Raw genomic sequence first — 23048 nt, 5'->3', positions numbered from 1 at the left:
GAACCCTAGGCGACCCGTCGGTGCGGCGGAAGAGCGGGTTACCGGTGCGTAACCCGGGCGGTGCGTAACCCGGGCGGTGCGGGGCGGGTGACGGCGCGGCGCCGGGTGCGGGCCGGCGGGTGGCGTAGCGGAGGGCCGCCGGTCACTTCGGCGCGCGGCCGGTTGCTGCCACCGGGTGACCCGGCCACCGTCTAGTCTGGTCCCCGACATGGAGCAGCAGGAGTACGCGGTCGGCGCCACCCGGGTGGCCACCGGCAGGCCGGACGGGCGCACGGGCGGGACGGGGCGGAGGGCCACCGACGCCCTCCTCGCCGTACGCGAACCCGCAGCTGGGGCGGCGCCCGAAGCCGTGTCCGGCCCCCGTGCTGACGCCGCGCCGACCAGGCCCGCCCCCGAGCCGGGCGCCGCTTCCGCGCTCTCGTCCGACCCGGGCCTGCTCCGGCTCGCCCACTGGTTCGCCGCCGCCGCCCCCGGCACCGCCGACGACCTGTGCGCCGCCTCCTTCGGCCTCTACCCGGCCCGCCATCTCGGCGCCCCCGCCGAAGCGGCGCCCGACGCCGACGTCAGCTGGTGGCACGGCCCCACCGCGCACGCCACCGCCACCCCGCGCTCCCGGGAGCCCCGCCCCGTCGGCGGTCTGCGCCGTGCCCGGCGGGACGCCTCCGCGCTGCCCGTCGTCCGGTCAGGCGCCAAGCCGGGCAGGCCCGGAAGGCACCGCAAGCCCGAGCGCACCCGCCCGGTGCCGGGCGCGCAGGATCGCTCCGGCCAGGACCTTCCGATACCGGCCCCCGCCCCGGCCCTTCCTGCCGCGGACGTCTCGGCCCCGGCCCTGCCCGCCGTCGACCTGCCCGCCGCCGAGCGCCGGATCGCCGCCCGGCTGCTGCTCGCCCACCCGCTGGTCACCGCCTCCGGCCCGCACGCCGACGGCTTCCCGCTGATCCGCCGTCACCGCGACTGGCTCGTCGAACGCTTCGACGCCCTGCTCGGCTACCGGCTCGTCGTCGGCCCCTGGCACGCCCGGCTCTGCAAGGCCGGCCTCGGCCCCGGCGCCGCCCGCCGCCTCGAACACCCCGCGACCGGCGCCCCGTTCACCCCCGCCGGTTACGCCCAACTCGCCCTCGCCCTTGCCCTGTTGGTCGACGCCCCCGAGCAACTGCCGTACGGGCGGCTGCTCGACGCCATGCGCGCCGCGGCGCCGGGCCTCGCCGCCGGCCCGGCCGACCGCGCGATGGCCCTCGCCGCGCTCGCCGACTGGCAGGTCCTCGGCGACCTGCCGGCCGGCGGGGCCGACCCGGCCGACCCCGCCGCCCGGGCCGCCGTACTGACCGTCGACCGCGAACTCGCCCGCGCCGTCCCGGCCGGCCCGCCCGCCCTCGCCGACGACGCCGCCGACCTGATCCGCCGTGCCGCGGACGCCGAACCCGCCACCGCGGTGCGCCGCCTGCTCGCCGAGACCCCCGCCGTCCTCGACGCCGACCTCCCCGAGGACCGGCGCGCCTGGCTGCGCGAGCACCGGCTGAGCGGCCCGGCCGCGCTCGCCGACTTCCTCGGCCTGGAGGCCGAGCTGCGGACCGAGGGCGTCGCCCTGCTCGACCCGGCCGACGAGCTCACCGACCTCGTCTTCCCCGGCGCCGGCCCTCTGCCGCAGGCCGCCCTGCTGCTGCTCGAACGCCTGGTCGAGGAAGTCCGCCCGCTGCCCGGCGAGACCACCACCGGCGGCGACGTCCCGATCCCCGACGCGCTGATAGACGGCCTCCTCGGCGACATCGCCGACGAGTACGGCCTCCCGGCCCGCTGGCGCCGCGACTACCTCGCCGACCGCACCGCGCTGCGCCGCGACGCCCTCGACCTGCTCCACAACCTCGGCCTGATCACCCCCACCCCCCGCGGCAGCCGCCCCCCGGGCTGGCTCCTGCGCCCGCCCGCCGCCCGCTACGCCCCCGCCCCGGACCTCCACCCCGTCCCCGGCACCGGCCGCCACTCCCGCCCCGCGCCGGCCGGGGCCCGGGAGCAGCGGCGCGCCTGAGGCCGGTCCGCCGCCCCGCCGCCCCGCTGCGCCGTCGCGCTCCGCTCCGCTGCCCCGCTCCGCCGTCGCCGGAAAGGCGGAAGCACCGCGTCCGGGGGCGGACGGCGGTGCTGAGGGGGTGGATCGGACGGCCTGTCGGTTTCCTTCTCGCCGGTCGCTTTCTCGCGGGTCACTTCCTCGCGGTGGCCGTGGTGGCGGCGATGGTGTCGTGCTGGACGGTCTCGACGGTGGCGCCGACGCCGAAGGTGCCGAGGGCGATGGAGGCGAGGACGGCGGTGGCGGCGAGGAGGCGGCGGTGGCGCCGGGGGAGCGGGAAGCGCGGTTCCTGGTAGGGCGCCTGAGGGCTGGCGTTCATGACAGGGAGGGTCCCAGGGTGGTGTGAACGGTCGGTACGCGCGGGTGAAGTCCGGGCGGGGGTTGGGCGTCGGTTGGCCGCGTACGCCCCACCTGCACGGGTGGGGCGTACGCGCTGGTCAGCGGCGTGGTGTGCGTTCGGCGAGGGCCTCGCCGACGGCGACCCGGACGGCGTCGCGCAGGCCGTGCACGGGGTACAGGCGGGACGGGCCGGCGGCCGGGTCCTCGCGGAGCTCCTTCACCAGGGACACGCAGAGCAGCAGCATCACGACCACGAAGGGCAGCGCGACCAGGATCGTCGCGTTCTGCAGCGCGGTGAGCCCGCCGGCCAGCAGCAGGGCGGCGGCGACCCCGCCCATCAGCACGCCCCAGACGACCACGAGCCAGGTGCGCGGGTGCAGCGAGCCGCGGCTGGAGAGCGAGCCGAGGACGAGGGAGGCGGAGTCGGCGCTGGTGATGAAGAAGGTCATCACCAGCAGCACGGCGACGACGCTGGTGGCGGAGCCGAGCGGCAGCGCGCGCAGCATCTCGAACAGCGAGGCCTCCGCGCCCTTCGGGATGGTCGCGACCAGGTCGGCCGCGCCGGTGGAGGCCAGCCGGATCGCGGTGCCGCCCATCACGCAGAACCAGATCACGGTGGCCCCGCTGGGGACCAGCAGGACGCCGATCAGGAACTGCCGGATGGTGCGGCCGCGGGAGATGCGGGCGATGAAGGTGCCGACGAAGGGGGCCCAGGAGAGCCACCAGGCCCAGTAGAAGATCGTCCAGGAGCCGAGCCAGCTCTCGTCGGTGAAGGCCCCGGTCTGGGTGGACATGCCGAGCAGGTCGGAGAGGTAGCCGCCGACGGTGGAGGGGATCGCGTCCAGCGTGAACACCGTCGGGCCGAACACGAAGACGAAGAGCATGATCAGCGAGGCCAGGACGACGTTCGCGGTGGAGAGCCACTTGACGCCCTTGTGGACGCCGGAGAAGGCGGAGAGCACGAAGGCGGCGGTCAGCGAGCCGATGATGATCAGCTGGGCGTTCTGGGTGTTGCGCACGGAGGTGATGTAGCCGAGGCCGTCGGTGACCTGGAGCGCGCCGAGGCCCAGGCTGGTGGCGGAGCCGAAGACGGTGGCGAAGACGGCCAGCAGGTCGATCGCGCGCCCGGGCCAGCCGTCGGCGCCGCGCTGGCCGATGAGCGGGACGAAGGCGGCGGAGATGCGGTTGCCGCGGCCCTTGCGGAAGGTGGTGTAGGCGAGGGCGAGGCCGCCGACGGCGTAGATCGCCCACGGGTGCAGGGTCCAGTGGAACAGCGAGAACTCCAGGGCCTGCTGGGCGGCGGCCGCGCTCTGCGGTTCCAGGCCGGAGCCGGGTTGCGGGGTGGCGAACAGTTGGAGCGGCTCGCCGACGCCGTAGAACATCAGGCCGATGCCCATGCCGGCGCTGAACATCATGGCGACCCAGGCGAGGGTGGAGAACTCGGGTTCGTCGTCGTCGCGGCCGAGCCGGATGCGACCGAAGCGGCTGAAGGCGAGCAGCACGGTGAGGACGAGGAAGACGTCGGCGGCCACCACGAACAGCCAGCCGAAGTTGTGCAGGACCCAGCCGAGCGCGCTGCTGGAGGTCCGGCCGAGCGAGTCCTCGGCGAACACGCCCCAGGCGACCACGGCCAGCACCAGGGCGGCGCTGATCCCGAACACCGCCCGGTCGGCGGGCAGGGTCGCGGCGGGTTCGTCGGGCTCCTCCGCGCGTTGGTCGGGCTGCGGCGGCTGGCTGCTCATCGGGTGGACTCTCCTACCTCGGGGCGGACGTGGGCTTCGGCGACATCAGCGGATTAAAGCTGCATGTCGCACTATGTCCAGTTCGTGCCGCGAGGGGCGGGAGGGCGCGCCGGGGAGGCGGCGGGTGGGGACTTACGTCCCGTCAGGCCGGGTGCTCATGGGCCGGGGCGTGCGCGGCGAGCCGGAACCACGGGCGGAAGCCGTCCGGCGCCGGGGAGTTGGGCCGGCTGTCGCGTCGGACGGGTTCAGGGCCGGTGGGTGCCGGACGGGACCTCGTACGGCGCCGGGTACGGCGTCTCGTACGGGTTCAGCACCAGCCGCACCACGTCCTCCAGCCGCCGTCGGGCATCGCCGAGGGTGGTGCGGCCGGTCACCCAGGCGGTCAGCTCGCCCTGCCAGGCGTGGGCGACGATGTGCCGGACCAGGTCGCTGGCGGCGGCCGGCACCTCGGTCGTCACCGCCTGGAGGGCGGTGCTGTCGGCCCGGGCCATGCCCTGCAGGGTCTCGCTGGCGAACGGATCGGTGGAGGCGGCGACGGACACGCGCAGCCGGGCCAGCTCGGGCTGGCGCTGGTAGGCCCGCATCCCGCCGCGGACGAAGCGGACCGCCCGGTCGGTGGCCCCCAGCCCGGCGCGCGGACCGCGCAGTTCCGCCACCAGGTCGGCCAGCAGCAGGCGGTGCCACTCGGCGATCGCCGCCGCCAGGAGATGGTCCTTGGAGGAGAAGTAGCGGTACGCCGTCCCCAGGGCGACTCCGGACCGCTCGCAGACCTGTTTCATCTGCAGCCGTTCGACGCCGATCTCGTTCACCAGGGCGAGCGCGGCCGCGATCAGGCTTCCGCGGCGTTCGAGCTGACGCGGAGACATCGCCTCCACCGGCCGTGGTGACAGGTCAACCTTGGTCACCCGCACCATGATACGGGCCGGGGCCGCTCAGGAGTATGACGCCGACCGGCCCCCTTGCGTTCGCCGTGCGGTCACGTCGCCGGGCCCGTCCCGCGCCGTCCCGTTCTGTCCCGGGTCAGCGCAGTCGGTGGATCAGCGCAGCCGGCGGATCAGCGACTCCTGCACGGCGGAGGCGACCAGCCGCCCGTCCCGGTCGTAGAACTCGCCGAGCGACAGCCCCCGGCCGTCCGAGGAGGACGGGCTGCGCTGGGCGAACAGCAGCCACTCGTCGGCCCGGAACGGGCGGTGGAACCACATCGCGTGGTCGAGCGAGGCGATCAGCAGCCGGGGCGGCTCGGTGCGCTGGAAGAAGTTCGGCTGCTCGTGCAGGCCGGCGGTGGAGGCCAGCGTGAGGTCGGACAGGTAGGTGAGCGCGCAGACGTGCAGGAGCGGGTCGCCCTCGGGCAGCGGGGAGGCGATGCGCAGCCAGACGAACTGCTGCGGCATCCCCGGCACGGACGCCGGCACGCCCGGCGCGTCCGGCGGGACGAAGCGCAGTTCGAGGTCGCGGAAGCCGCCGGTGCCGGTGATCGCCGCGCGCAGGGCCGGATCCCAGAGCGAGAAGGCGTCCGGCAGGGTCTCCGGCTCGGGCAGCGGCGGCATCGTGCGGTGGCGGTCGGTGGCGGTCTCGGGGCGCTTGAAGGAGGCGGAGAGGGTGAAGATCGCGTTCTGGTTCTGCACCGCCGTCACCCGGCGGGTGGTGTAGGAGACGCCCTCGCGGACCCGTTCGACCTCGTAGCGGATCGGCTGGGACGGGTCGCCGGGCAGCAGGAAGTAGCCGTGCAGCGAGTGCACCGCGCGCGGGCCCTCGCAGGTGCGGCCGGCGGCGGTGAGCGCCTGCGCGGCGACCTGCCCGCCGAACGCGCGCATCGGCGCCCCGGCGTGGCAGCGGCCCCGGAACGTGTTCTCGTCCAGTCGTTCCAGCTCCAGCAGTCCGGCGAACGAGCCGGCCGGGCGGTCGGCCCGGATTTCCTGTTCTGTCAGGTCGGTCACGGGCCCATAGTGGCAGAATCCCGCCGCGCCGCGGTGTGACCTGGGTAACGCCCCGGGGCTCCGGCGTCCGGTAGAACCTGTTCCAGTGCGGTCGCGGCCCGACGGATTGTCAGTGCCCTCACCTAGCGTGTTCGACATGACGCAATCCGCACACGCGTACGCCTATCTGCGCCCGTCCGCCGTCCTCGACGGCGCCGACGGCCGGCACCTCGACCTGGCCACCTCCGGCGGCGCCACCCCGCTCGGGGAAACGGCCAACCCGCGCTTCTTCGCGGGCTTCCTGGCCGACCCGGCGCCGGCCGCCGCCGCGCTGCTCGCCGTCGCGGACGTCGCCGCCGCGCGGTACTACCAACCGCAGCTGCGCTCCTCGCTCGACCCGGTGGTCACCGCCAACGGGGACCGGCTGCGCTTCGAGTCGTTCTCCGGCTGCTGCGGCGTCTACGCCCGGCTCGACGTGCTCCAGGCCGGCCTCGACGGCGACGAGATCGGCCACGGCACCACCAACGTGGACGTCAACAACCCGCTGCGGGAGGCCCTGACCAGGATCGGCCCGAGCGACCCGCTGCACCTCGCGGTCGGGCCGGACGCGCTGGAGGTCACCAGCTTCGACGGGCCGCTGGTCGAGAAGAAGGTGCCGCTGCCGCAGCGCTGGCTGCGCGGCTTCGCCGAGACCCAGGTCGTCGCCGCCGGCTTCGACCTGCGCGCCGAACTGCCCGCCGCCGAGGCGGTCCGCTTCCTGCGCTCGCTGCCGCGCGGCGGCCGCTCCAGCACCGCCTGGGTCGTCCCGGCCGGGCGGACGCTACGGCCCACCACCCGGCCGGTGCCCGGCGCCGTCTGCCTGCCCGGGCCCGACCGGCTGGTGGCGCTCCAGCGGGTGCTGCGGCACGCGCTCGCCCTGCGGGTGTACGGCCCGGTCGCCGCCACCGGCCCGGCCGCCTCGGCGTGGGAAGTGGTCCTGCCCGGCATGCGGCTCACCCTGACCCTCTCGCCCGACGCCTCCCGGGGCTTCTCCGGCGAGGGCGGGGTGCTCGGCGCGCTCGCCACCGGCACCGCCGAGCAGGACGCCGACCTCGTCGCGGTGCTGCTCGCCTGGGAGCCGCGGATCGAGGTCGCCGACCTCGCCGAGCAGTCCGGGCTCAGCCACGAGCGGGTCCGCGCCGCGCTCACCCGGCTCGGCACCGCCGGGCAGATCGGCTACGACACCGCCGAGGCCGCCTACTTCCACCGCCAGCTCCCGTACGACGCCGGGCGGGCCGAGGCCGCCAACCCGCGGCTGCGCGCCGCCCAGGCCCTGGTCGCGGCGGGCGCGGTGAGGCTGGAGCCGGGCGGCACGACGGCCGTCGTCACGGTGGACGACCACATCCAGCGGGTGCGTACGGACGAGGCGGGGCGCCTCGGCTGCACCTGCCTCTGGTGGGCCAAGTACCGTGGCGGGCGCGGTCCGTGCAAGCACGCGCTGGCGGTCGCGATGGTGCGGGAGGCGGCCCAACGGGCGGTCGGGGAACAGGTTCCGGCGGTCCCGACGGTCTCGACGGTGCCGACGGTTCCGACGGCGGATAAGGGGGTCCAGGCATGAGCGCGGCGGCAGGGGGGTCGGAAGCGGTGCGGGGCGCGACGGCGGTGGCGCCGATACCGGAGGCGGTGCGGGGCGAGGCGGCGGTCGAGGACCTGCTCGCCGCCGTCCGGGGCGGACGGATGCCGCAGATACCGGCGCTGGTCGCCGCGCTGGACCAGGCACAGCGCCGGGACTGCCTGCTCGCATTGAAGGCGCTGCGCAAGGAACTGCGCGACGAGTGGTCGAAGGAGGCGCTCGCCACCAGGGGCGCCCTGCTGCTGGCCGGCGCCGGCTGCCACCCCGGCCCGGCCGGGGCCGCCACCTGGCTCGGCGCCCGCGACTTCACCTCGCTCGGCTGGGCCCGCCACCCGGCGGTGGGCCAACTCGTCGCGGCGCAGCCGGTGGAGTGGCAGATCGAGGTGGCCACCCGGCTCGCCGCCCGGCCGGCGCCGAGCTGGGGCTGGGCGCTGTACCCGGTGATCGAGGCCGTGGTGCGCCGCACCGGCTGCGCGGTGCCGCAGAGCGAGCCCTTCGTCCGCGAGTGGATGGAACGCCAGCGCCGGGGCAGCGGCCCACGGCCCACCCTGGTCGAGCTGCTGCGGGCCGACGCGTTCACCCCGCTGCTGCTGCCCCGGGTGTTCGAACTCGCCGACATCGGTGGCGCGGTGTCCTTGCGGTTCAGCCCCCGCCCCGGGGACGCCTTTGCGGAGGCGATCGCCGAACTCGCCGCCGCCGGCGACCTCGACCGGGCCGACCTGATCGACCGCTGCCTGGCCCGGCTGCTGCGCGGCGGCAAGCCGGCCGACCAGCGCTTCTTCCTCGACGTGCTGAGGGCCCTCGCCCCGACGCCGCAGGAGTACGCCGCCCGGGTACGGGACGTGCTGCCGCTGCTGGACGGGCTGTCGGTGGTCGCCGGGCACGCCCAGGAGGTGCTCGCCGGGCTGGACGAGGCCGGGCTGATCGAACCCGAGGTGCTGGTCGAGTCCTCCGCGGTGGTGCTGTTCCGGGCCGAGAAGAAGCTCGTCCGCGCCCAACTCGGCTGGCTGGAGCGGGCGGCCCGGCGCGAGCCCGGGCGGTCCGGGCCGGTGGTGCTCGCGGCCGCCGAGGCGTTCGGGCACCCGGACCAGGCCGTCCAGGAGCGGGCGTTGAACGTGGTGGCCCGGCACCTGCGCGCGGCCGGGGAGGCCGTCCTGCCCGAACTGCGGCTCGCCGCCGAGGTGCTGAACCCCGCCCACCACCGGCGCGCCGGCGAACTGTTCGGCGCGCCGGTCGGTGGCGACGGCGACGACGACCCGGACACCGGGTGGAACGAACTCCTCCCGCCCGCCCCCCAGCCCCTCCCGCTCGGCCCGCCGATCGCCTCGGCGGCCGAACTCGCGCAGGAGCTGTCCGCCCTGCTCGCCGCCGACGAGCCGGAGCCGACGGTCTTCGAGCGCGTGCTGGACGGCCTGGTCCGCCAGGCCCACCAGGACCGGGCGGCGCTCGCCGAGGCACTGGAGCCGGTCCGGCGGGTCCACCCGTGGAGCGGCGTCGACCGCTGGCGCGACTGCTCGCCCCGGGACGTCCTCCACGTCGTGGCCGCGGTGGCCGGCGAGACGCCGCCGCACCGGTTCTGGGACTTCCTCGGCGGCAAGGGCCGGTCCCCGCTGCGCGGCCAGAACAACACCGCGCAGGGCACCGCCCTCGCCGCCCGGCTGGAGGAGGCCGCCTGGCAGGTGACCGCGAACCGGCCGCCCTACCTGCTGGCCATCCCGACCGACACCACCGGCGCGATCGACCCCGGCACGCTGGTCGAACGCCTCGCCGGGTACCAGACGGCGGGCATCACCCCCGGCCGGGCCGACCTGTGCGCGGCCCTGCTGCGGGTCGGCCCCCGCGCCGACGCCGGGGTGCTGCGCGCCGCCGAGGCGCTCACCTCGCCGTCCGGGCGGTGGGCCGCCCAGTGGCTGCGCACCGGCGGCCTGCCCGACCAGCCGTCCGAGCGGGTGCTGTTCGCCCCCGGCCGGGGCTCGAAGCACGGCCACCAGTACGCGGACCGCTGGTGGGAGGACGTCCGGCGGGTGGCCGTCGCCCAACCCGGCATCGGAGCCGGCCCGAAGGGCCCGGACGGCGAGCGGCTCGCCCCCGAGTTCCGGGCGCTGCTGGAGGGCACCGAGCCGAGCGTGGCCCGGGCCCGCAAGGTGGGCGACTGGACGTGGCGGCCCACGGCGCACTGGGCCGCGATGCTCCCCTGGCACCGGGAGGAACTGGCGGCCCGGTGGCTCGACCACTTCGCCGCCGGCGCCGACCGGGACGAGCGCGGCGCGGGCCGGCTGCTGCCCGCTCTCGCCGAGGCCGGCGGCCCGGCCGGGCTCGCCCTGCACCTGGCGCTGGCCTACGGCCTGGGCGCCCGGCACACCGAGGACCGGACGGCGGCCGTCGACGCCCTGCTGGTGCTCGCCGCCCGCGGCGAGCTGGACGGCGCGCAGCTCGGCCGCGAACTCGGCGCGCTGGTCGACTGCGGCGCGGTGAAGCCCAACCGGCTCGCGGCGGCGCTCACCCTGGCCGCCGGGACGGGCGCCTACGGCACGGTCTGGTCGGTGCTCGGGCCCGCGCTGCCGGCCCTGCTGGGCGGCGAGGGCACGCCCGCCCGGGGCCTCGGCGACCTGCTCGCCCTCGCGGCGGACTGCGCCCGGCGCACCAGCGCCCGGGGGCCGGTGGCCGAGGTGACGGCGGTGGCGGAGCAGGGCGGATCGAGCCGGCTGGTCAAGGAGGCCCGCGCACTGCGGGACGTCCTGGCGGGGTGACGCCGCGGTTGGTCCTGGGCCCAGGGGGCGGGCGGGACTTCCGTCCGCCGTCCCGTCCCGCAGGTGGCAGTGAGCAGGTGGCTGCGGACAAGTGGGTGAACAGGTAACAGCAGACAGATAACAGATAACAGATAACAGATTTCAGCGAACAGATTTTGAAATCTGTTCGCTGAAACCCGTCACCCGCTCCCGGACCGGCACCGCGCTGCGGTCCCGGACCAGCGGCTCGATGCCGCGAGGCGTGGCCGCGACCGCGCGCCACCACAGCCGCAGCGCGGGCGGGTCGACCGGTTCGAAGGGCTTGCCGGGCCGGGGCACCGCCAGCCGGGCGCCGAGTGCCTGGGCAGCCGCGACCACCCGTTCGGCGGGCTCCTCCCAGGGGTGCGTCGCCAGGTTGAAGGTGCACCAGTGGATCGGCAGCAGCAGATCGCCGCCGAGGTCCAGGTGGGCCCGGACGCCCTCCTCGGGCGTCATGTGCACCTCGGGCCAGAAGTCGCTGTACGCGCCGACCTGCATCAGCGTCGCGTCGAACGGCCCGAGCCGGCGGCCGATCTCGGCGAAGCCCGGGAAGTAGCCGGTGTCCCCGCTGTGGAAGATCCGGTGCCCGCCGCCGGCCACCACCCAGGACGCCCAGAGGAACAGTGCGCTGGTGCGCGGGCCGCGGCTGCAGTAGTGCCGGGCCGGGGTGGCGGTGAGGGTGAGCCCGGCGATCTCGGCCGACTCCCACCAGTCGAGTTCGGCGATCCGCCGGGTCGGTACTCCCCAGCGCTCCAGGTGCGCGCCGACGCCGAGCGGGACGGCGAACACCGCGTCCGTCCCGATCAGCGCGCGGATGGTGGCCATGTCGAGGTGGTCGTAGTGGTCGTGGGAGATCACCACCACGTCCACCGGCCCGAGTTCGGACAGTGGCAGCGGCATCGGGTGCAGCCGTTTGGGCCCCGTCCAGGCGAACGGCGAGCAGCGCTCGCCCCACACCGGGTCGATCAGGACCCGCCGCCCGCCGATCTCGGCGAGCACGGTGGCGTGGCCGAGCCAGGTGAGTCGCAGTCCGGAGTCCGGCGGCAGGGCGAGGTCGACCGGGAGCAGCCGGTGCACGGGTACGGCGGCGGTCGGTGCCCGGCGGGTCTTGTCCCCGGTCAGTTGGGCGCGGGTGATCTCCAGCGGGCTGCGCTCGTAGACCAGGCGGCGGGTGGGCAGCGGGTTGCGGAAGGCGCCGTCGGCGAACTGCGGGGAGCGGTGGATCCGGGCCAGCCGTTCGCCCCGGGGTTCGGCACCGAAGGCCTCGGCCCGGACCAGGTGCCAGGCCGCGCGGGGCAGTCGGGCCAGGCCCGACCCGGTGCGGTTCGCGGTCGGGCCGAGGGCCGGGCTGGTGGTCGGGCTGTTGGTCGGCGGGGTGATGAACTGCGAGGACAGACCGGCGAGGCGGGAGAACCAGGGGGCGGGGCGGGGCAAGGCTCCTCCAAGGACGGTCACGGCTACCGGGCATGCCGGGGCGGGTATCCGGGCGACTGGTGGGGCCGCTGCGATACGACAACCATCTCGTCGGAGATTACTCGTCATGGGCCGACCGGACCTGGTGAGCGGCCCCGCGCGGGCCAATCGGCGTACCCCACCCGGTCGCGCGCCCAGGGCCACCGCCCGGTGCCGCTACGCGTGGAGCCGCCCGGTGCCGCTACGCGTAGAAGCGGGTGATCGTCTCCGCGACGCAGTGCGGCTTGGCGCTCTCCGCGCTGGTGATCGTGAACCGCACCACCGCCTGGACCCCGCCCGGCACCTCGGTGGCCGAGACCAGTTCGGCGGTGGCCCGGATCGCGGTGCCCACCGGCACCGGCGCCGGGAAGCGCACCTTCTCCGAGCCGTAGTTCAGCGCCATGCGCACGCCCTCGACGCCGTAGCACTCCTTCGCCAGCACCGGGATCATCGACTGGGTCAGGTAGCCGTGCGCGATGGTCGAGCCGAACTGGCTCTCCTTGGCCCGCTCCGGGTCCACGTGGATCCACTGGTGGTCGCCGGTCGCCTCGGCGAACAGGTCGATCTGCCGCTGCCCGATGGTGTGCCACTCGCTGGTGCCCAGTTCGGTGCCGACGGCGGCGGTCAGATCGGCGAGGGAGGCGAAGCTCGTCACGGTGCGCTCCTGGGGGAGGGGTCAGGACGCCGGAAGCGTATGCGTACCCGCCGGTATCTGTCAGCGGTGCGGAACCGGGAACCCGGGAACGCGGGAACACAGGAACCCGAGGGCGCGGCGGCCCTGTGGGTGTTTCAGGACCGCAGCGCCCCGCGCCCCAGCGCGTCCTGCCCGGTCGGGAACAGCCGCCGGCCGCTGACCAGTTCCGGCACCAGCGCGACGAACAGGGGCTCCGGGTCCCCCACCCACGGCCGCAGGCCGGACCGCAGCACCCGCCGCACCTGCTCGGGCTCGCGCACCACGTCCGCCCGGCCGTGGACCAGCACGCTCCAGCCCGTCCGGGTGACCGGGTCCAGCAGGTCCGCCTGGAAGGCCACCACCGTGCCGTCAAGCCCGCGCGCGGTGGCACTTCCCCGGCGCACGGCGAGCACCAACCGCCCGTCCAGGACCTCGAAGGAGACCGGTAGCACGGCCGGCAGCGCGTGCTCGGTGTACACCACGCGCCCGACGGGCACGGTGCTGAGCAGCCGCAGGCACTCGGCCTCGCTCAGGGTCTCCACACGGTCCTCACGCTCCATGCGTCCGATCGTCCTCCGGTCGGCGCGCGCGCCGATAGGGCCCATGGTCCCTGAGCGGACGGGCCGGGAGCCCCGTCGGCGGCCGCCCGGGGCGGTAGCCTGCCCGGCGGCGGTACGGTACGCGCCCCTGCGCACCACGGCAGCGGCGGGCGCGGCGGGCGGCCCCGGGTGCGCCGGGGCCGGCATGGGAGGGGGCGTGCGGATGGCGGGCGGGGTCGACCTGGTGGTGATCGGGGCGAACGGCGGGCCCGATCGGGGCTTCGGGGGCTCGGCGCTGGCGCCGGACGGCGCCCGGTTGCTCGCGCGGGTGCTGCCCGGGATGTGCTTCGACGTCGGCGCGGCCGGCTGCCGGGTCACCGAGGTGGCGCCGGACGCGGACGCCAACGCGATGCTCACCGCCGTCCGGGAGGCCGCCCAGCACCCGGGCCGGTGGCTGGTGGTCTGCCTGGTCGGCCAGTTGGCGGTCGATCCGCGCGGGCGGCGGCTCGCCCTGGTGACCGGCGGCAGCACCGCCGACAACGCCTACCGGCGCGGCCTGGCCTGGGACTGGGTGGTCAGCGCGATGGTGCACGGTGGCCACGAGGAGGCCCTGCTGCTGGTCGACGCGGTGGCCGACCGGGACACCTGGGCGGCGTTGGAGCGCGGCGGCGGCGAGGACGGCGCGGGCGAACTACTGGCCTACCCGCGTGTCCCGCTGTGGGGCCGGGTCGGCCGGTACACCCCGGGCAGACGCGGCCGGGACGCCGTACTGCCGGGTGGTGAGGGCTCGTTCAGCCATGCCCTGACCACCGTGCTGCGGCAGGGCGTGCCGGGCGCCCCGGCCGCCGTCGCCCCGCTGGATCTCCAGCCGTCCGTCGCCGCGCTGCTCGACGGGGGCGAAGCGCCGGGTGGTTCGGGTGCGCCGGGCGCGCGCCTGCTCGTTCCGCCGCAGGGCGGGCGCCTGTTGATGCGCAATCGGGCCGCGGTTCGGGGCGCATTGGCCGGATTGTCGCTTTCCGAAGAACTGTTGGCCGTTCTGTGGCGGGAAAGTGCCCCGACGGAACCGCCTTCCGCGTAAGGTCAGGTGGCCTGAGGTGTTGCCGTGATGGGGTGGGTTGGCGAAGAATCGATCCCCAGCGGAAACACCTGCGGGACGACGGAATTCTTCCGGCGGCCACGGATCACGAATCGGTCGGTCGCGACGAGGTGGGGCGATGCGGCAGCGCGGAAATGTGTTGCGCCCTGGGGCGGTTGGGGTCGGTGGGGTGGTTCTGGTGTTGCTCCTCGGAGCCTGTGCGAGCGGCGGTGCCGGTGGCTCCGTCGATCGGCTCGGAACGGCTGCGCCCAGTGTCGCGGGAGTGGATCCGGTACCTCCTTCGGGTGGTTCGGTAAACACCTCGATCGCGCCGACGGACGGGCCGGAAGGTGCCATGGGGCGGCTGGCCCTGAAGACGTATCAGGACTGGTGGCAGGCCCAGACCGAGGCATTCGGGCGGTCGGATTCGGACGGATTCGCTCTGGAGACGTACTCTTCCGGGCGGGCCCTTACCGACACCCTGGTCAGTCTCCGCCAACTTCGCGACGCCAAACTGGTGATGACCGGAACGCCGCGCAATTCGGCGGTGGTCAAGGCCATTGACCTGAAAGCCGATCCGCAGACCGCCGTGATCGAGGACTGCGTCGACGTGTCGGGATGGCACCGCGTCGACGCCGTCACCCAGGTGGCAAAGGACCCGGGTGACCGACTGAACCGCTACGTCGCGACCGCGTCCCTGCGCTGGTTCCAAGCACGTTGGCTGATCTACGACTTCAAGCGGGAGGTGGACCGGGCATGCTGAACACGCGTAAACCGGCCCGGCGATTCGCGATCCTCGCGCCGTTGTCCGCCGGGTTGCTGTTGGCCTCGGCGGTGTCGGCGGCGGCGGACGAACCGCCGGGCGGAGGTGCCGAACAGTGTTACCCGGATGTGATCTGCTCCGGGGTCAACACCGGTGGCACGAAACCGAAACCCGGACCGTCGCAGCCCGGCGGTGGCGGCGGTGGCGGCGGGGGCGGTACGAGCGACGGGCCGCTGCTGTGCAGCTACCACGACCAGCAGTGGCCCTGCCACGACCCGGAGCGCGGCTGGTTCAACAGCGGCGTCGGGTGCTACTTCCGCCCGCTGGACAACCCGCTCCCCGAGGGCGACCCGGCGTGGCAGGGCCACAAGCCGTCCGAGGGCGCGCTCTACTCGAAGGTCTGCCCGCAGACGGGCGGCGGCCAGGACGGCGCCGAGATCGTCTTCGAGGCCACCTCGCCGGCCGGGCCGCCGGCGCTGAACCTGGTGGACGTCGGCTTCGGCTTCGCCCACGAGATGCGCTTCCCGAAGCCGACGGCGGGCGTCGCGCCCAAGGGCACGGCGGTGGTGAAGGCGCCGGTCTGGCTCTGGCTGGACGGCGTGGCGGCGCCCGCGCCCAAGACGCTGTCCGTCCCGGGCGCCTCGGTCACCGTCACACCGGTGCTGAGGGGCGTGACCTGGGTCTTCGACAGCGGCGTCTCCGTGACCTGCGACAAGGCCGGGACGCCGTACGACCCCAAGTACGGCGCCGCCAAGTCCCCGGACTGCGGCTACGAGTTCGCCGTGGGCTCGGGCACCAGGAAGAGCGGCGTCTTCGACGGCACGGTGACGGCGAACTGGGTGGGCGAGGTCGTGGTCACGGGGCCGAACGCGAAGACCTTCGACGTCAAGATGCCGCAGTCCTCGAACTTCACGCTCAAGGTCGCCGAGGTGCAGGTCCTCAACTGACCCGGCGGCGGCGGACGTCCGATGCCCCGCGGCCCGGCCGCGGGGCGCCGGCGACCCGGCCGCACGCGACCACGGCACCGAAGCCCGGGCACTGAAGCCCGGGCACCGGCGGCCCGAGCGGTGACGACCCGAGCACCGAGAACCCAGTACCGACGATCCGGAACGAGCACGAGGGAAGGGCGGAACCCGGTGGAGAACCGTACGTTCGCGACGCCGGGATCCGGCACACCCGCAGGGGCCGCGGTGTCCGTGGCGGTCCCGGACCAGGGGCAGGGGCCGGGCGAGGCCCCGGGCAGCGGTGCGGGCAAGGGCAAGGGGCGCGCCGCCCCGCACGTCCCCGGCCGGACGCTGCGGGCCCGGCGGCGGCGCCCGGCGGTGCTGGCGATGGCCGTCGCGCTGATCGCCGCCGGTGGCCTGGGCGGCGCGGTGCTCTACAACAGCACCGGCCAGCGGGTCGCCGTGCTGGCGCTGGCCCGGGACATCCCGTGGGGGCAGGTGATCACCGACGACGACCTGGTGGTGGCCCGGATCGCCGGCGATCCGGCGCTGCGGCCGCTGGCGGCCACCGAACGGGACAAGGCGGTCGGCATGCGGGCCGCCACCGACCTCAAGCGCGGCGCGATGCTCACCAGGGGCGACGTCGCGCAGACCCTGGCGGTGCAGCCCGGCCAGATCGTGGTCGGCGTCTCGGCCAAGCACAGCCAACTGCCCGCCACCCGGCTCCAGCCGGGGCTGCAGATCGTCGTGGTCTACACCCCGGACAACACCAAGGCCGACTCGATGCCCGCGACGGTCATCACGGTCGGCCGGGTGGACACCGACGGCAGCCAGGTGATCGACGTGGCCGTCGGCGCGGCGGACGGCCCCCGGCTGGCGCAGTGGGTGGCCGGTGGCCGGATCCAGGTCCTGCTGGCCCCGCGCGCCGCCGCGGCGGGCGGCGCGACCGGGACCGCCGGTGCGGGTACCGGCGGCAGCGCCGCGCCGACGGCCCCGGCGACCGGAACCGCCTCCGGCGCTGCCACGGCCCCCGTGCCCCCGACCGGGGCGGGTGGCGCCTGATGGCGGTGATCGCGGTGGCCGGCGGCCCGGGCGCGCCCGGCGCGACCACGGCTGCCCTGGCCCTGCTGCTGGCCTGGCCGCTGGAACCCGGACGGCGGGTCCTGCTGGTGGAGGCCGACCCGGACGGCGGCGCGGTGCTCGCGGGCGCCCTGGAGGGCCGGGTCGACGCGGTGTACGGGCTGCGCAACCTGGCCGTCGCCGACCGGCGCGGACTGCTCGCCGCGACCATCTGGGAGCAGCTGATCGACCTCTCGCCCGAGGGCACCGCCGAGCGGCTGCTGCTGCCCGGGCTGACCGACCCCACCCAGGCCCCGGGTCTCGCCTACACCTGGGAGCCGCTCGTCGACCTGCTGCACGGCCTCGAACCGCAGGGCTACGACGTCATCGTGGACCTCGGCCGCTCCGGCGCCACCGGCGTGAGCGCCGTGCTGGCCCGCCGGGCGGACGTGGTCGCGGTGACCGTCCGCACCACGCTGCGCGGCCTGAGCTCGGCCCGGCCCCGGCTGTCCGCGCTCGCCGAGGACCTCGCCACGGCCGGCACCGGGGTGGACGCGCTCGGACTGCTGCTGGTCGCCGAGGGGCCGTACTCGGGGCCGGAGGTGTCGCGCGAGTTCGGCCTGCCGGTGCTGGGGCTGCTGCCGCACGCCACCCGCACCGCCCGGGTGCTCTCCGACGGCGGTGACATCACCGACCGGCGGTTCATCCGCTCGGAGCTGATGCGGACGGCGCGTTCGGCGGCGGACGAGGTGCAGCTGCTGGTCCGCCGCCGTCGCCAGCGGCTCGCGCCGACCGCCGCGCCCGTCCCGGCCCAGCTCACCGCCGCGGCCCGGACCGAGCCCCAGCCCCAGCCCCAGCCCCCGACCGCGGTGCACGTCCAGCCCCCGGTGCCGACCCCGCAGGCGGCCGCGCCGACGGCGTACCGGCCGGTGGAGGGGGAGCAGCCCTCGTACTCCCCGCCGCAGCCGGTCGGGCCGGTGATCACCACCGGCCCGGTGGCGCCGCTGGCCGGGCTGGCCCCCCAGCCGGCCGCTCCGGCCCCGTTCCCGGGGCACGTCCAGCAGCCGCAGCAGTCTCAGCCGCAGTCGCCGTACGGGCCGCAGGGCGGCTACGTCGCGTACGACCAGCAGGGCGGGTTCGGCCCGTACGACCAGCAGGGTGGGGCCCCGTACGACCAGCAGGGCGCGTACGTCCGCCCGGAGCCCGAGGACGACGGCCGCTACCCCCTCCAGCAGCCCGCCGTGACACCCGATCAGACACACCCGAACGGTCCGCAGCCGTACAACCCCGGGGAGGTGCTCCGTGCGCGGTAGCCCCCTGCACCAGCACCCCGCGGCCGACCCGGCCGCGCTGCCCTGGGCCACCCCGGCCCAGGCCCAGGCCCCGACACAGGCCCAGACGCAGACGCAGGCGGCCGCCCCGCCCCAGGCCTACCGGCCGGGCCCCGTCGCCCCGCAGCCCGCGCCGCCGCCGTACGTCCAGCCGGGCGGCGCGGCCACGCCCACCGCCGTGCCCTCCCAGCTGCCCTCGCTCGACCTGCGCGGCGCCGCCACCCGGCCGGCCGTCGACCCGCAGGTGGCCCGCGAGCTGAAGCGCCAGGTCGCGGCCGAACTGCACCAGCAGATCACCCGGTTGACCGCCACCTCGGGCGCCGAACCGGACCGCGCCACCCGCCGCCAGCGCGGCCGCGCGCTGATCGAGGAGGCGGTCGCCCGCTGGTCCGACGCCTACGCGCAGACCCACGGCATCCCGCCCACCCGGGAGCAGGACCGCGCGCTCGCCGAGGCCGTCTTCGACCTGCTGTTCCGGGCCGGGCGGCTCCAGCCCTACTTGGACGACCCGGAGATCGAGAACATCCTGATCAACGGCTGCGACGACGTCTGGGTCTCCCGGGTGCACCAACCCCTGCGCCAGGTGCCGCCGGTGGCCGAGAGCGACGCCGAACTCGTGGAACTGCTCCAGGACCTGGCCCGCCAGCACGGCGGCGGCGAGCGCAGCCTGTCCACCGCCAGCCCGACCCTCGCGCTGCGCCTGGAGGGCGGCATGCGCCTCCAGGCGCTCACCGAGGTGACGCCCCGCCCGTACGTGGCGATCCGGCGCCACCGGGTGGCCTCGGCGACGCTGCCCGAGATGGTCGAACTCGGCACCCTGGACAGCACCTTGGCCGCGTTCCTGGCCGCCGCGATCCGGGCCCGGAAGAACGTGATGATCACCGGCACCCAGGGCGTCGGCAAGACCAGCCTGCTGCGCGCGATGGCCGCCGAGATCCCACCGGACGAGCGGATCGGCACCCTGGAGTCGGAGTTCGAGCTGTGGCTGCACACCCTCGGCCACCTGCGCCAGGTCGTCCCGATGGAGGCCCGTGAGGGCAACGGTGAACGCGTCGAGGGCCGCCTGGCAGGCGAGTTGACGATCGGCGACCTCATCCCGGCGGCGCTGCGGATGACGCTGTCCCGGATCATCGTCGGCGAGGTCCGATCCGGCGAGGTCGTCCCGATGCTGCGGGTCATGACCAACGGCGAGGGCGGCTCGATGTGCACCCTGCACGCCCGCGGCCCGCACATGGTCGTCGACCGCATCGCCGAACTCTGCCTGGAGTACGGCTCACACATGACCGACTCGCTCGCCTACCGGCTCACCGCCAACGCCCTGGACCTCATCGTGCATGTCGCCATGGTCGACGAGACCGCCGTCGGCGGCCGCCGGCACCGCTTCGTCTCCCACGTCCTGGAGGTCGCCGGCCTCGGCGAGAGCGGCCGGCCCGCGCTGAACACCGTGTTCGGCCCCCGGGCGGACCTCGGCGAGCCGCGGGCCGTCCCGCACACCCCGCCGCAGTGCCTGGACGACCTGCGCCGGGCCGGCTTCGACGCCGCCCTGCTCGGCTCCCGCTACGGCGGCTGGGCCACCCCGCTGCAACTGCGGATCGGCGGTGGCGCGCGATGATGCTGCTGTTCGCCCTGTGCGGGCTGGCCGTCGCGGGCGGCCTGGTCGCCCTGGTGGCCTGGGCCCGCGGCAGCGACCCGGCGGACGAGGACGAGACCCTGGAGCGGAGCACCCCGCTGGCCGGCCGCGCCCACGTCTTCTGGTACGGCGCCCCCGGCGCCGCCTCGGCCCGGGTCGCCCGGCTGCGCCGGATCCAGCTGCCGCTCGCGCTCGCCGGCGCCCCGCTCGCCTGGCTGTTCACCGGCATCCCGCTGGCCGCCCTGCTGGTGCCGCTGGCCGTGTTCGGCCTGCCCTGGCTGTTCGACACCACCCGCCCGGACAACCGCCGGATCGAACGCCTGGAGGCGCTGTCCGAGTGGACCCAGCGCATCGCCGACGTGCTGCTGCTCGGCGTCGGCCTCAACCAGGCCATCGTCACCAGCCGCCGCACCGCCCCCGCCGCCCTGGAGGAGGAGATCGGCGAACTGGCCGCCCGGCTCCAGGCCCGCTGGCGGCCCGAGGAGGCGCTCCAGGCCTTCGCCGACAGCGTCGCCGACGCCACCGCCGACAAGGTGCTCGCCGCGCTCGTGCTGCGCTCCGGTGACAGCGGCCCCGGCCTGGCCCGGGCACTGGCCGACATGGCCGACTCGGTGCGCGAGGAGGTCCGCCAGCGCCGCGCCATCGAGGCCGACCGGGCCAAGCACCGCACCACCATCCGCTGGCTGGTCGGCATCATCGTGCTGGTCGTCACGGTCGGCTCCTTCAACACCGAGTACACCCGGCCGTACGGCACGCTGCTCGGCCAGATCGTGCTCGCCGTCGTCGCCGCCCTGTTCGTCGCGATCATCGCCTGGATGCGCGCCCTCGCCTCGCACCCGCCGGTGCCCCGGCTGCTGGCGCCCGACCGGCGCGGCAAGGCCGGGCGCCGCGCCCCGGCGCGCGAGGACGAGGCGCTCCAGCAGCTCGGGGAGGTCCGGTGATCTCCCCCTGGTCCGTGCTGGCCGGGGCCGTCGCCGCCGGCGGCGTCGCCCTGCTGATCGCCGAACTGCGGCCCGCGCCGCCCGACCTGCGCCAGGCCCTGGACCGGCTGCACCGCACCCCCGCCGAACGGGCCGCGGACCCGGACGAGCGGCCGCGCTGGTACGACCGGATCGGCGAGCGCTCGATCGGCCTGCGCGGAGTGTCCCTGCCGCACCGCGAACTCGCCCTGATCGGCCGCGCCCCGGCCCGGTTCATGGTGCACAAGCTGCTGTTCGCCGCGATCGGCCTGCTGCTGCCCGCCTACCTGGGCGCGATGGCCGTGCTGATGGACATCGGCCTGCCCTTCGCCCTGCCGCTGCTGGCCGGGCCGCTGCTGGCCGGCCTGCTCTGGTTCGTCCCCGACGGCATCGTGCGCGGCGAGGCCAAGGAGGCGCGCAGCGAGTACCTGCACGGCATCGCCGCCTACCTCGAACTCGTCGCCCTGGAACGGGCTGCCGACTGCGGGCCCGCCGAGGCGCTGCGCCGCGCCGCCGCGGTCGGGCGCGGCACCGTGTTCCGGCGCATCCGCGACGCCCTCGACCGCGCCGCCACCGACCGGCTCCCACCCTGGGCCGGACTCGACGCGCTGGCCGAGGAGTTGGGGCTCAGCCCGCTGCAGGACGTGGCGGACATCATGCGGCTGTCCGGCACCGACGGCGCCGCCGTGTACGACACCCTGCGGGCGCGCGCCAAGGGCCTGCGCGGCGAGCTGCTCGCCGAGGACCTCGCCCGCGCCAACGCCGACAGCGAGCGGATGGTCGCACCCGGAGCCGCCCTCACCCTGCTGATGACCGTCCTGATCGTCTTCCCCGCACTCCACCAGATGCTCAACTGACCCTCCTCACAGGGCATCTGGCACCACACCGCACTCCACCCCGGGAGACCCGAATGACCGTCCGACTCGTCCACCTGGCAGGCCGGCTGATCCGGCCCGTCCTGCTGCCCGTGCAGTTCGCCCTGCTGCTTTTCACCCTGCGGCTCGGCCGGCTGCGGGCCGCCCGCGCGCGCGGCGACCGCGGCGCGATCAGCATCGAACTCGCCCTCGCCATCATCGCGTTGGTCTTCGTCGCGGGCGCCGTCGCGACCGCGTTGTACCTGCTGAAGGACAAGGTCGTGCAGAAGGTGCAGCAGGACCCGAACATGCCGGGTGCGGGCGCGGGAGGCGCCACCAAGTGACGCACCGACCTCGCCGCCGCGGCGACCGGGGGTCGATGAGCGTGAGCCTCGCCATCGTCTTCCCGGTCGTCCTGGTGCTCCTGATGCTCGTCGTCCAGGCCGCGCTGCTGTGGTACGACCGCCAGCTCGCGCTCACCGCCGCCCGCGAGGGCGTGGACGCCGGCCGGATCCAGGGCAACGCGACGGACGAGGTGAAGAACGAGGCGGCGCGCCGACAGGCCAGGGACTTCCTCGACCGGCAGGGCGTGCACTCGTACACGGTGACGACCGACGGCAGCACGCCCGAAGTGGTCCGGGTCACGGTGGCGGTGCGCCCGCCGCTGCTGATACCCGGGCTGTCGGCGCCCGCCCTCACGCAGTTCGCCGAGGCGCCGCGCGAGCACTTCGTCCCGCCGGTGGCGGTGGCGCCGTGAGACGGCGGACCCGGGCCGACTGGTGGCCGGCGCCGCGCGCCGAGCGTGGTTCCGAGCGCCGTTGCGCGCCCCGGGCCGAGCGCCGTTCCGCACGCCGGCCCCGGTGGTGGCCGGTCCGGCGGAGCGACGGCGGCGCCGTCGCCATCGAGGCGGCGATCGTCGTGCCCCCGGTGGTCGGGCTGGTCCTGGTGGCCATCGCCGCCGGGCGGGTGCAGACCACGGCCGGTACGGTCGAGGCCGCCGCCCGGGCCGGCGCCCGCACCGCCTCGCTGCAGCGCAGCGTCGACGGGATGACGCAGCCGGGCCGGGACTCGGCCCTCGCGACGCTGCGCCAGCAGGGCGTTTCCTGCCGCAACGGGGACGTCCAGGTCGTGCCCGGCCGACTGGACCTGCCCGGCGGCGCCGTCACGACCGTCAAGGTCACCGTGGTGTGCGACGTCGAACTGGCGGACCTGCTCGGCGGACCGTCCGGCGTACCCGTGACGAAGCACCTCGTCGGCGAGTTCACCTCCGTGGTGGACCGCTACCGGGGCACATGACGGCCCGGGGCGGCACCCGGCGGGACACGGGCCA

The 23048-nt window shown here is 75.6% G+C and carries 21 protein-coding genes; 14 read left to right on the top strand and 7 right to left on the bottom strand.

Going from position 1 to position 23048, the window contains the following annotated elements; genetic code table 11:
• Window positions 1–208 precede the first annotated feature (208 nt).
• Window positions 209–2026: a DUF2398 family protein gene (locus ACFV6D_RS10380; protein WP_380559175.1), complete on the top strand. Its 1818-nt coding sequence runs from the start codon at window positions 209–211 to the stop codon at window positions 2024–2026.
• Window positions 2027–2195: 169 nt separating this feature from the next.
• Here ACFV6D_RS10380 and ACFV6D_RS10375 read toward each other — a convergent pair whose 3' ends face one another.
• The 4 genes from ACFV6D_RS10375 to ACFV6D_RS10360 form a co-directional block, all read right to left on the bottom strand.
• On the bottom strand, window positions 2196–2381 hold the full coding sequence (locus ACFV6D_RS10375; RefSeq protein WP_063350032.1) for a hypothetical protein: 186 nt from the start codon (window positions 2379–2381) through the stop codon (window positions 2196–2198).
• A 118-nt stretch (window positions 2382–2499) separates the two neighbouring features.
• Complete coding sequence (locus tag ACFV6D_RS10370; protein WP_380559173.1) at window positions 2500–4143, bottom strand: BCCT family transporter; 1644 nt, start codon at window positions 4141–4143, stop codon at window positions 2500–2502.
• 245 nt (window positions 4144–4388) lie between these two features.
• A complete protein-coding gene (locus tag ACFV6D_RS10365) occupies window positions 4389–5048 on the bottom strand; it encodes a TetR/AcrR family transcriptional regulator (protein ID WP_363367188.1) in 660 nt (219 codons plus the stop codon).
• Between the two features lie 132 nt (window positions 5049–5180).
• Window positions 5181–6080, bottom strand: coding sequence for an acyl-CoA thioesterase (locus tag ACFV6D_RS10360; protein WP_380559171.1), 900 nt, complete (start codon window positions 6078–6080; stop codon window positions 5181–5183).
• A gap of 136 nt (window positions 6081–6216) precedes the next feature.
• Between ACFV6D_RS10360 and ACFV6D_RS10355 the strand changes: the two genes are divergently transcribed.
• Complete coding sequence (locus ACFV6D_RS10355; RefSeq protein WP_380559169.1) at window positions 6217–7656, top strand: SWIM zinc finger family protein; 1440 nt, start codon at window positions 6217–6219, stop codon at window positions 7654–7656.
• On the top strand, window positions 7653–10421 hold the full coding sequence (locus tag ACFV6D_RS10350) for a DUF6493 family protein (RefSeq protein WP_380559167.1): 2769 nt from the start codon (window positions 7653–7655) through the stop codon (window positions 10419–10421). The genes ACFV6D_RS10355 and ACFV6D_RS10350 overlap by 4 nt, the downstream gene beginning before the upstream one ends.
• 141 nt (window positions 10422–10562) lie before the next feature.
• Here the strand turns inward: ACFV6D_RS10350 and ACFV6D_RS10345 are convergent, their stop codons facing one another.
• From ACFV6D_RS10345 to ACFV6D_RS10335, 3 genes are all read right to left on the bottom strand, one after another.
• A complete protein-coding gene (locus tag ACFV6D_RS10345) occupies window positions 10563–11747 on the bottom strand; it encodes an MBL fold metallo-hydrolase (protein WP_380559222.1) in 1185 nt (394 codons plus the stop codon).
• A gap of 346 nt (window positions 11748–12093) precedes the next feature.
• Window positions 12094–12546 (bottom strand): MaoC family dehydratase, encoded by a 453-nt coding sequence (locus ACFV6D_RS10340; protein ID WP_063350035.1) that lies wholly within the window; start codon window positions 12544–12546, stop codon window positions 12094–12096.
• A 134-nt stretch (window positions 12547–12680) separates the two neighbouring features.
• On the bottom strand, window positions 12681–13124 hold the full coding sequence (locus tag ACFV6D_RS10335; RefSeq protein WP_063350036.1) for a pyridoxamine 5'-phosphate oxidase family protein: 444 nt from the start codon (window positions 13122–13124) through the stop codon (window positions 12681–12683).
• Window positions 13125–13326: 202 nt separating this feature from the next.
• Between ACFV6D_RS10335 and ACFV6D_RS10330 the strand changes: the two genes are divergently transcribed.
• The 11 genes from ACFV6D_RS10330 to ACFV6D_RS10280 all read left to right on the top strand — a co-directional run bounded on the left by ACFV6D_RS10330 (window position 13327) and on the right by ACFV6D_RS10280 (window position 23014).
• Window positions 13327–14181 (top strand): hypothetical protein, encoded by an 855-nt coding sequence (locus tag ACFV6D_RS10330; protein WP_063350037.1) that lies wholly within the window; start codon window positions 13327–13329, stop codon window positions 14179–14181.
• Window positions 14182–14461: 280 nt separating this feature from the next.
• Window positions 14462–14941: a hypothetical protein gene (locus tag ACFV6D_RS10325; protein WP_159398547.1), complete on the top strand. Its 480-nt coding sequence runs from the start codon at window positions 14462–14464 to the stop codon at window positions 14939–14941.
• Window positions 14935–15888, top strand: coding sequence for a hypothetical protein (locus ACFV6D_RS10320; protein ID WP_380559165.1), 954 nt, complete (start codon window positions 14935–14937; stop codon window positions 15886–15888). Before ACFV6D_RS10325 ends, ACFV6D_RS10320 begins: the two co-directional genes overlap by 7 nt.
• Window positions 15889–16131: 243 nt before the next feature.
• Complete coding sequence (locus ACFV6D_RS10315; protein WP_363367200.1) at window positions 16132–16947, top strand: SAF domain-containing protein; 816 nt, start codon at window positions 16132–16134, stop codon at window positions 16945–16947.
• The gene (locus ACFV6D_RS10310) at window positions 16947–18257 is read left to right on the top strand and encodes a hypothetical protein (protein ID WP_380559163.1); all 1311 of its coding nucleotides are present in this window, start codon (window positions 16947–16949) and stop codon (window positions 18255–18257) included. Before ACFV6D_RS10315 ends, ACFV6D_RS10310 begins: the two co-directional genes overlap by 1 nt.
• Complete coding sequence (locus ACFV6D_RS10305) at window positions 18247–19887, top strand: CpaF family protein (protein ID WP_380559161.1); 1641 nt, start codon at window positions 18247–18249, stop codon at window positions 19885–19887. Before ACFV6D_RS10310 ends, ACFV6D_RS10305 begins: the two co-directional genes overlap by 11 nt.
• Entirely contained in the window at window positions 19884–20846 is a 963-nt protein-coding gene (locus ACFV6D_RS10300; protein WP_380559159.1) for a type II secretion system F family protein, read from the top strand. Before ACFV6D_RS10305 ends, ACFV6D_RS10300 begins: the two co-directional genes overlap by 4 nt.
• A complete protein-coding gene (locus tag ACFV6D_RS10295) occupies window positions 20843–21721 on the top strand; it encodes a hypothetical protein (RefSeq protein ID WP_063350044.1) in 879 nt (292 codons plus the stop codon). Before ACFV6D_RS10300 ends, ACFV6D_RS10295 begins: the two co-directional genes overlap by 4 nt.
• A 53-nt stretch (window positions 21722–21774) precedes the next feature.
• Window positions 21775–22062: a hypothetical protein gene (locus tag ACFV6D_RS10290; RefSeq protein ID WP_063350045.1), complete on the top strand. Its 288-nt coding sequence runs from the start codon at window positions 21775–21777 to the stop codon at window positions 22060–22062.
• A gap of 35 nt (window positions 22063–22097) precedes the next feature.
• Window positions 22098–22475 carry a TadE/TadG family type IV pilus assembly protein gene (locus tag ACFV6D_RS10285; protein ID WP_063350046.1) on the top strand — a complete coding sequence of 126 codons (378 nt, stop codon included), beginning with the start codon at window positions 22098–22100 and terminating at the stop codon, window positions 22473–22475.
• Entirely contained in the window at window positions 22472–23014 is a 543-nt protein-coding gene (locus tag ACFV6D_RS10280) for a TadE/TadG family type IV pilus assembly protein (protein ID WP_380559157.1), read from the top strand. Before ACFV6D_RS10285 ends, ACFV6D_RS10280 begins: the two co-directional genes overlap by 4 nt.
• The last annotated feature ends 34 nt before the right edge of the window (window positions 23015–23048 follow it).

It is taken from the genome of Kitasatospora sp. NPDC059812 (genome assembly GCF_042732075.1).
GTDB lineage: Bacteria > Actinomycetota > Actinomycetes > Streptomycetales > Streptomycetaceae > Kitasatospora.
The sequence above is the reverse complement of the archived record's forward strand: the minus strand, read 5'-3'. Positions and strand labels throughout refer to the sequence as shown.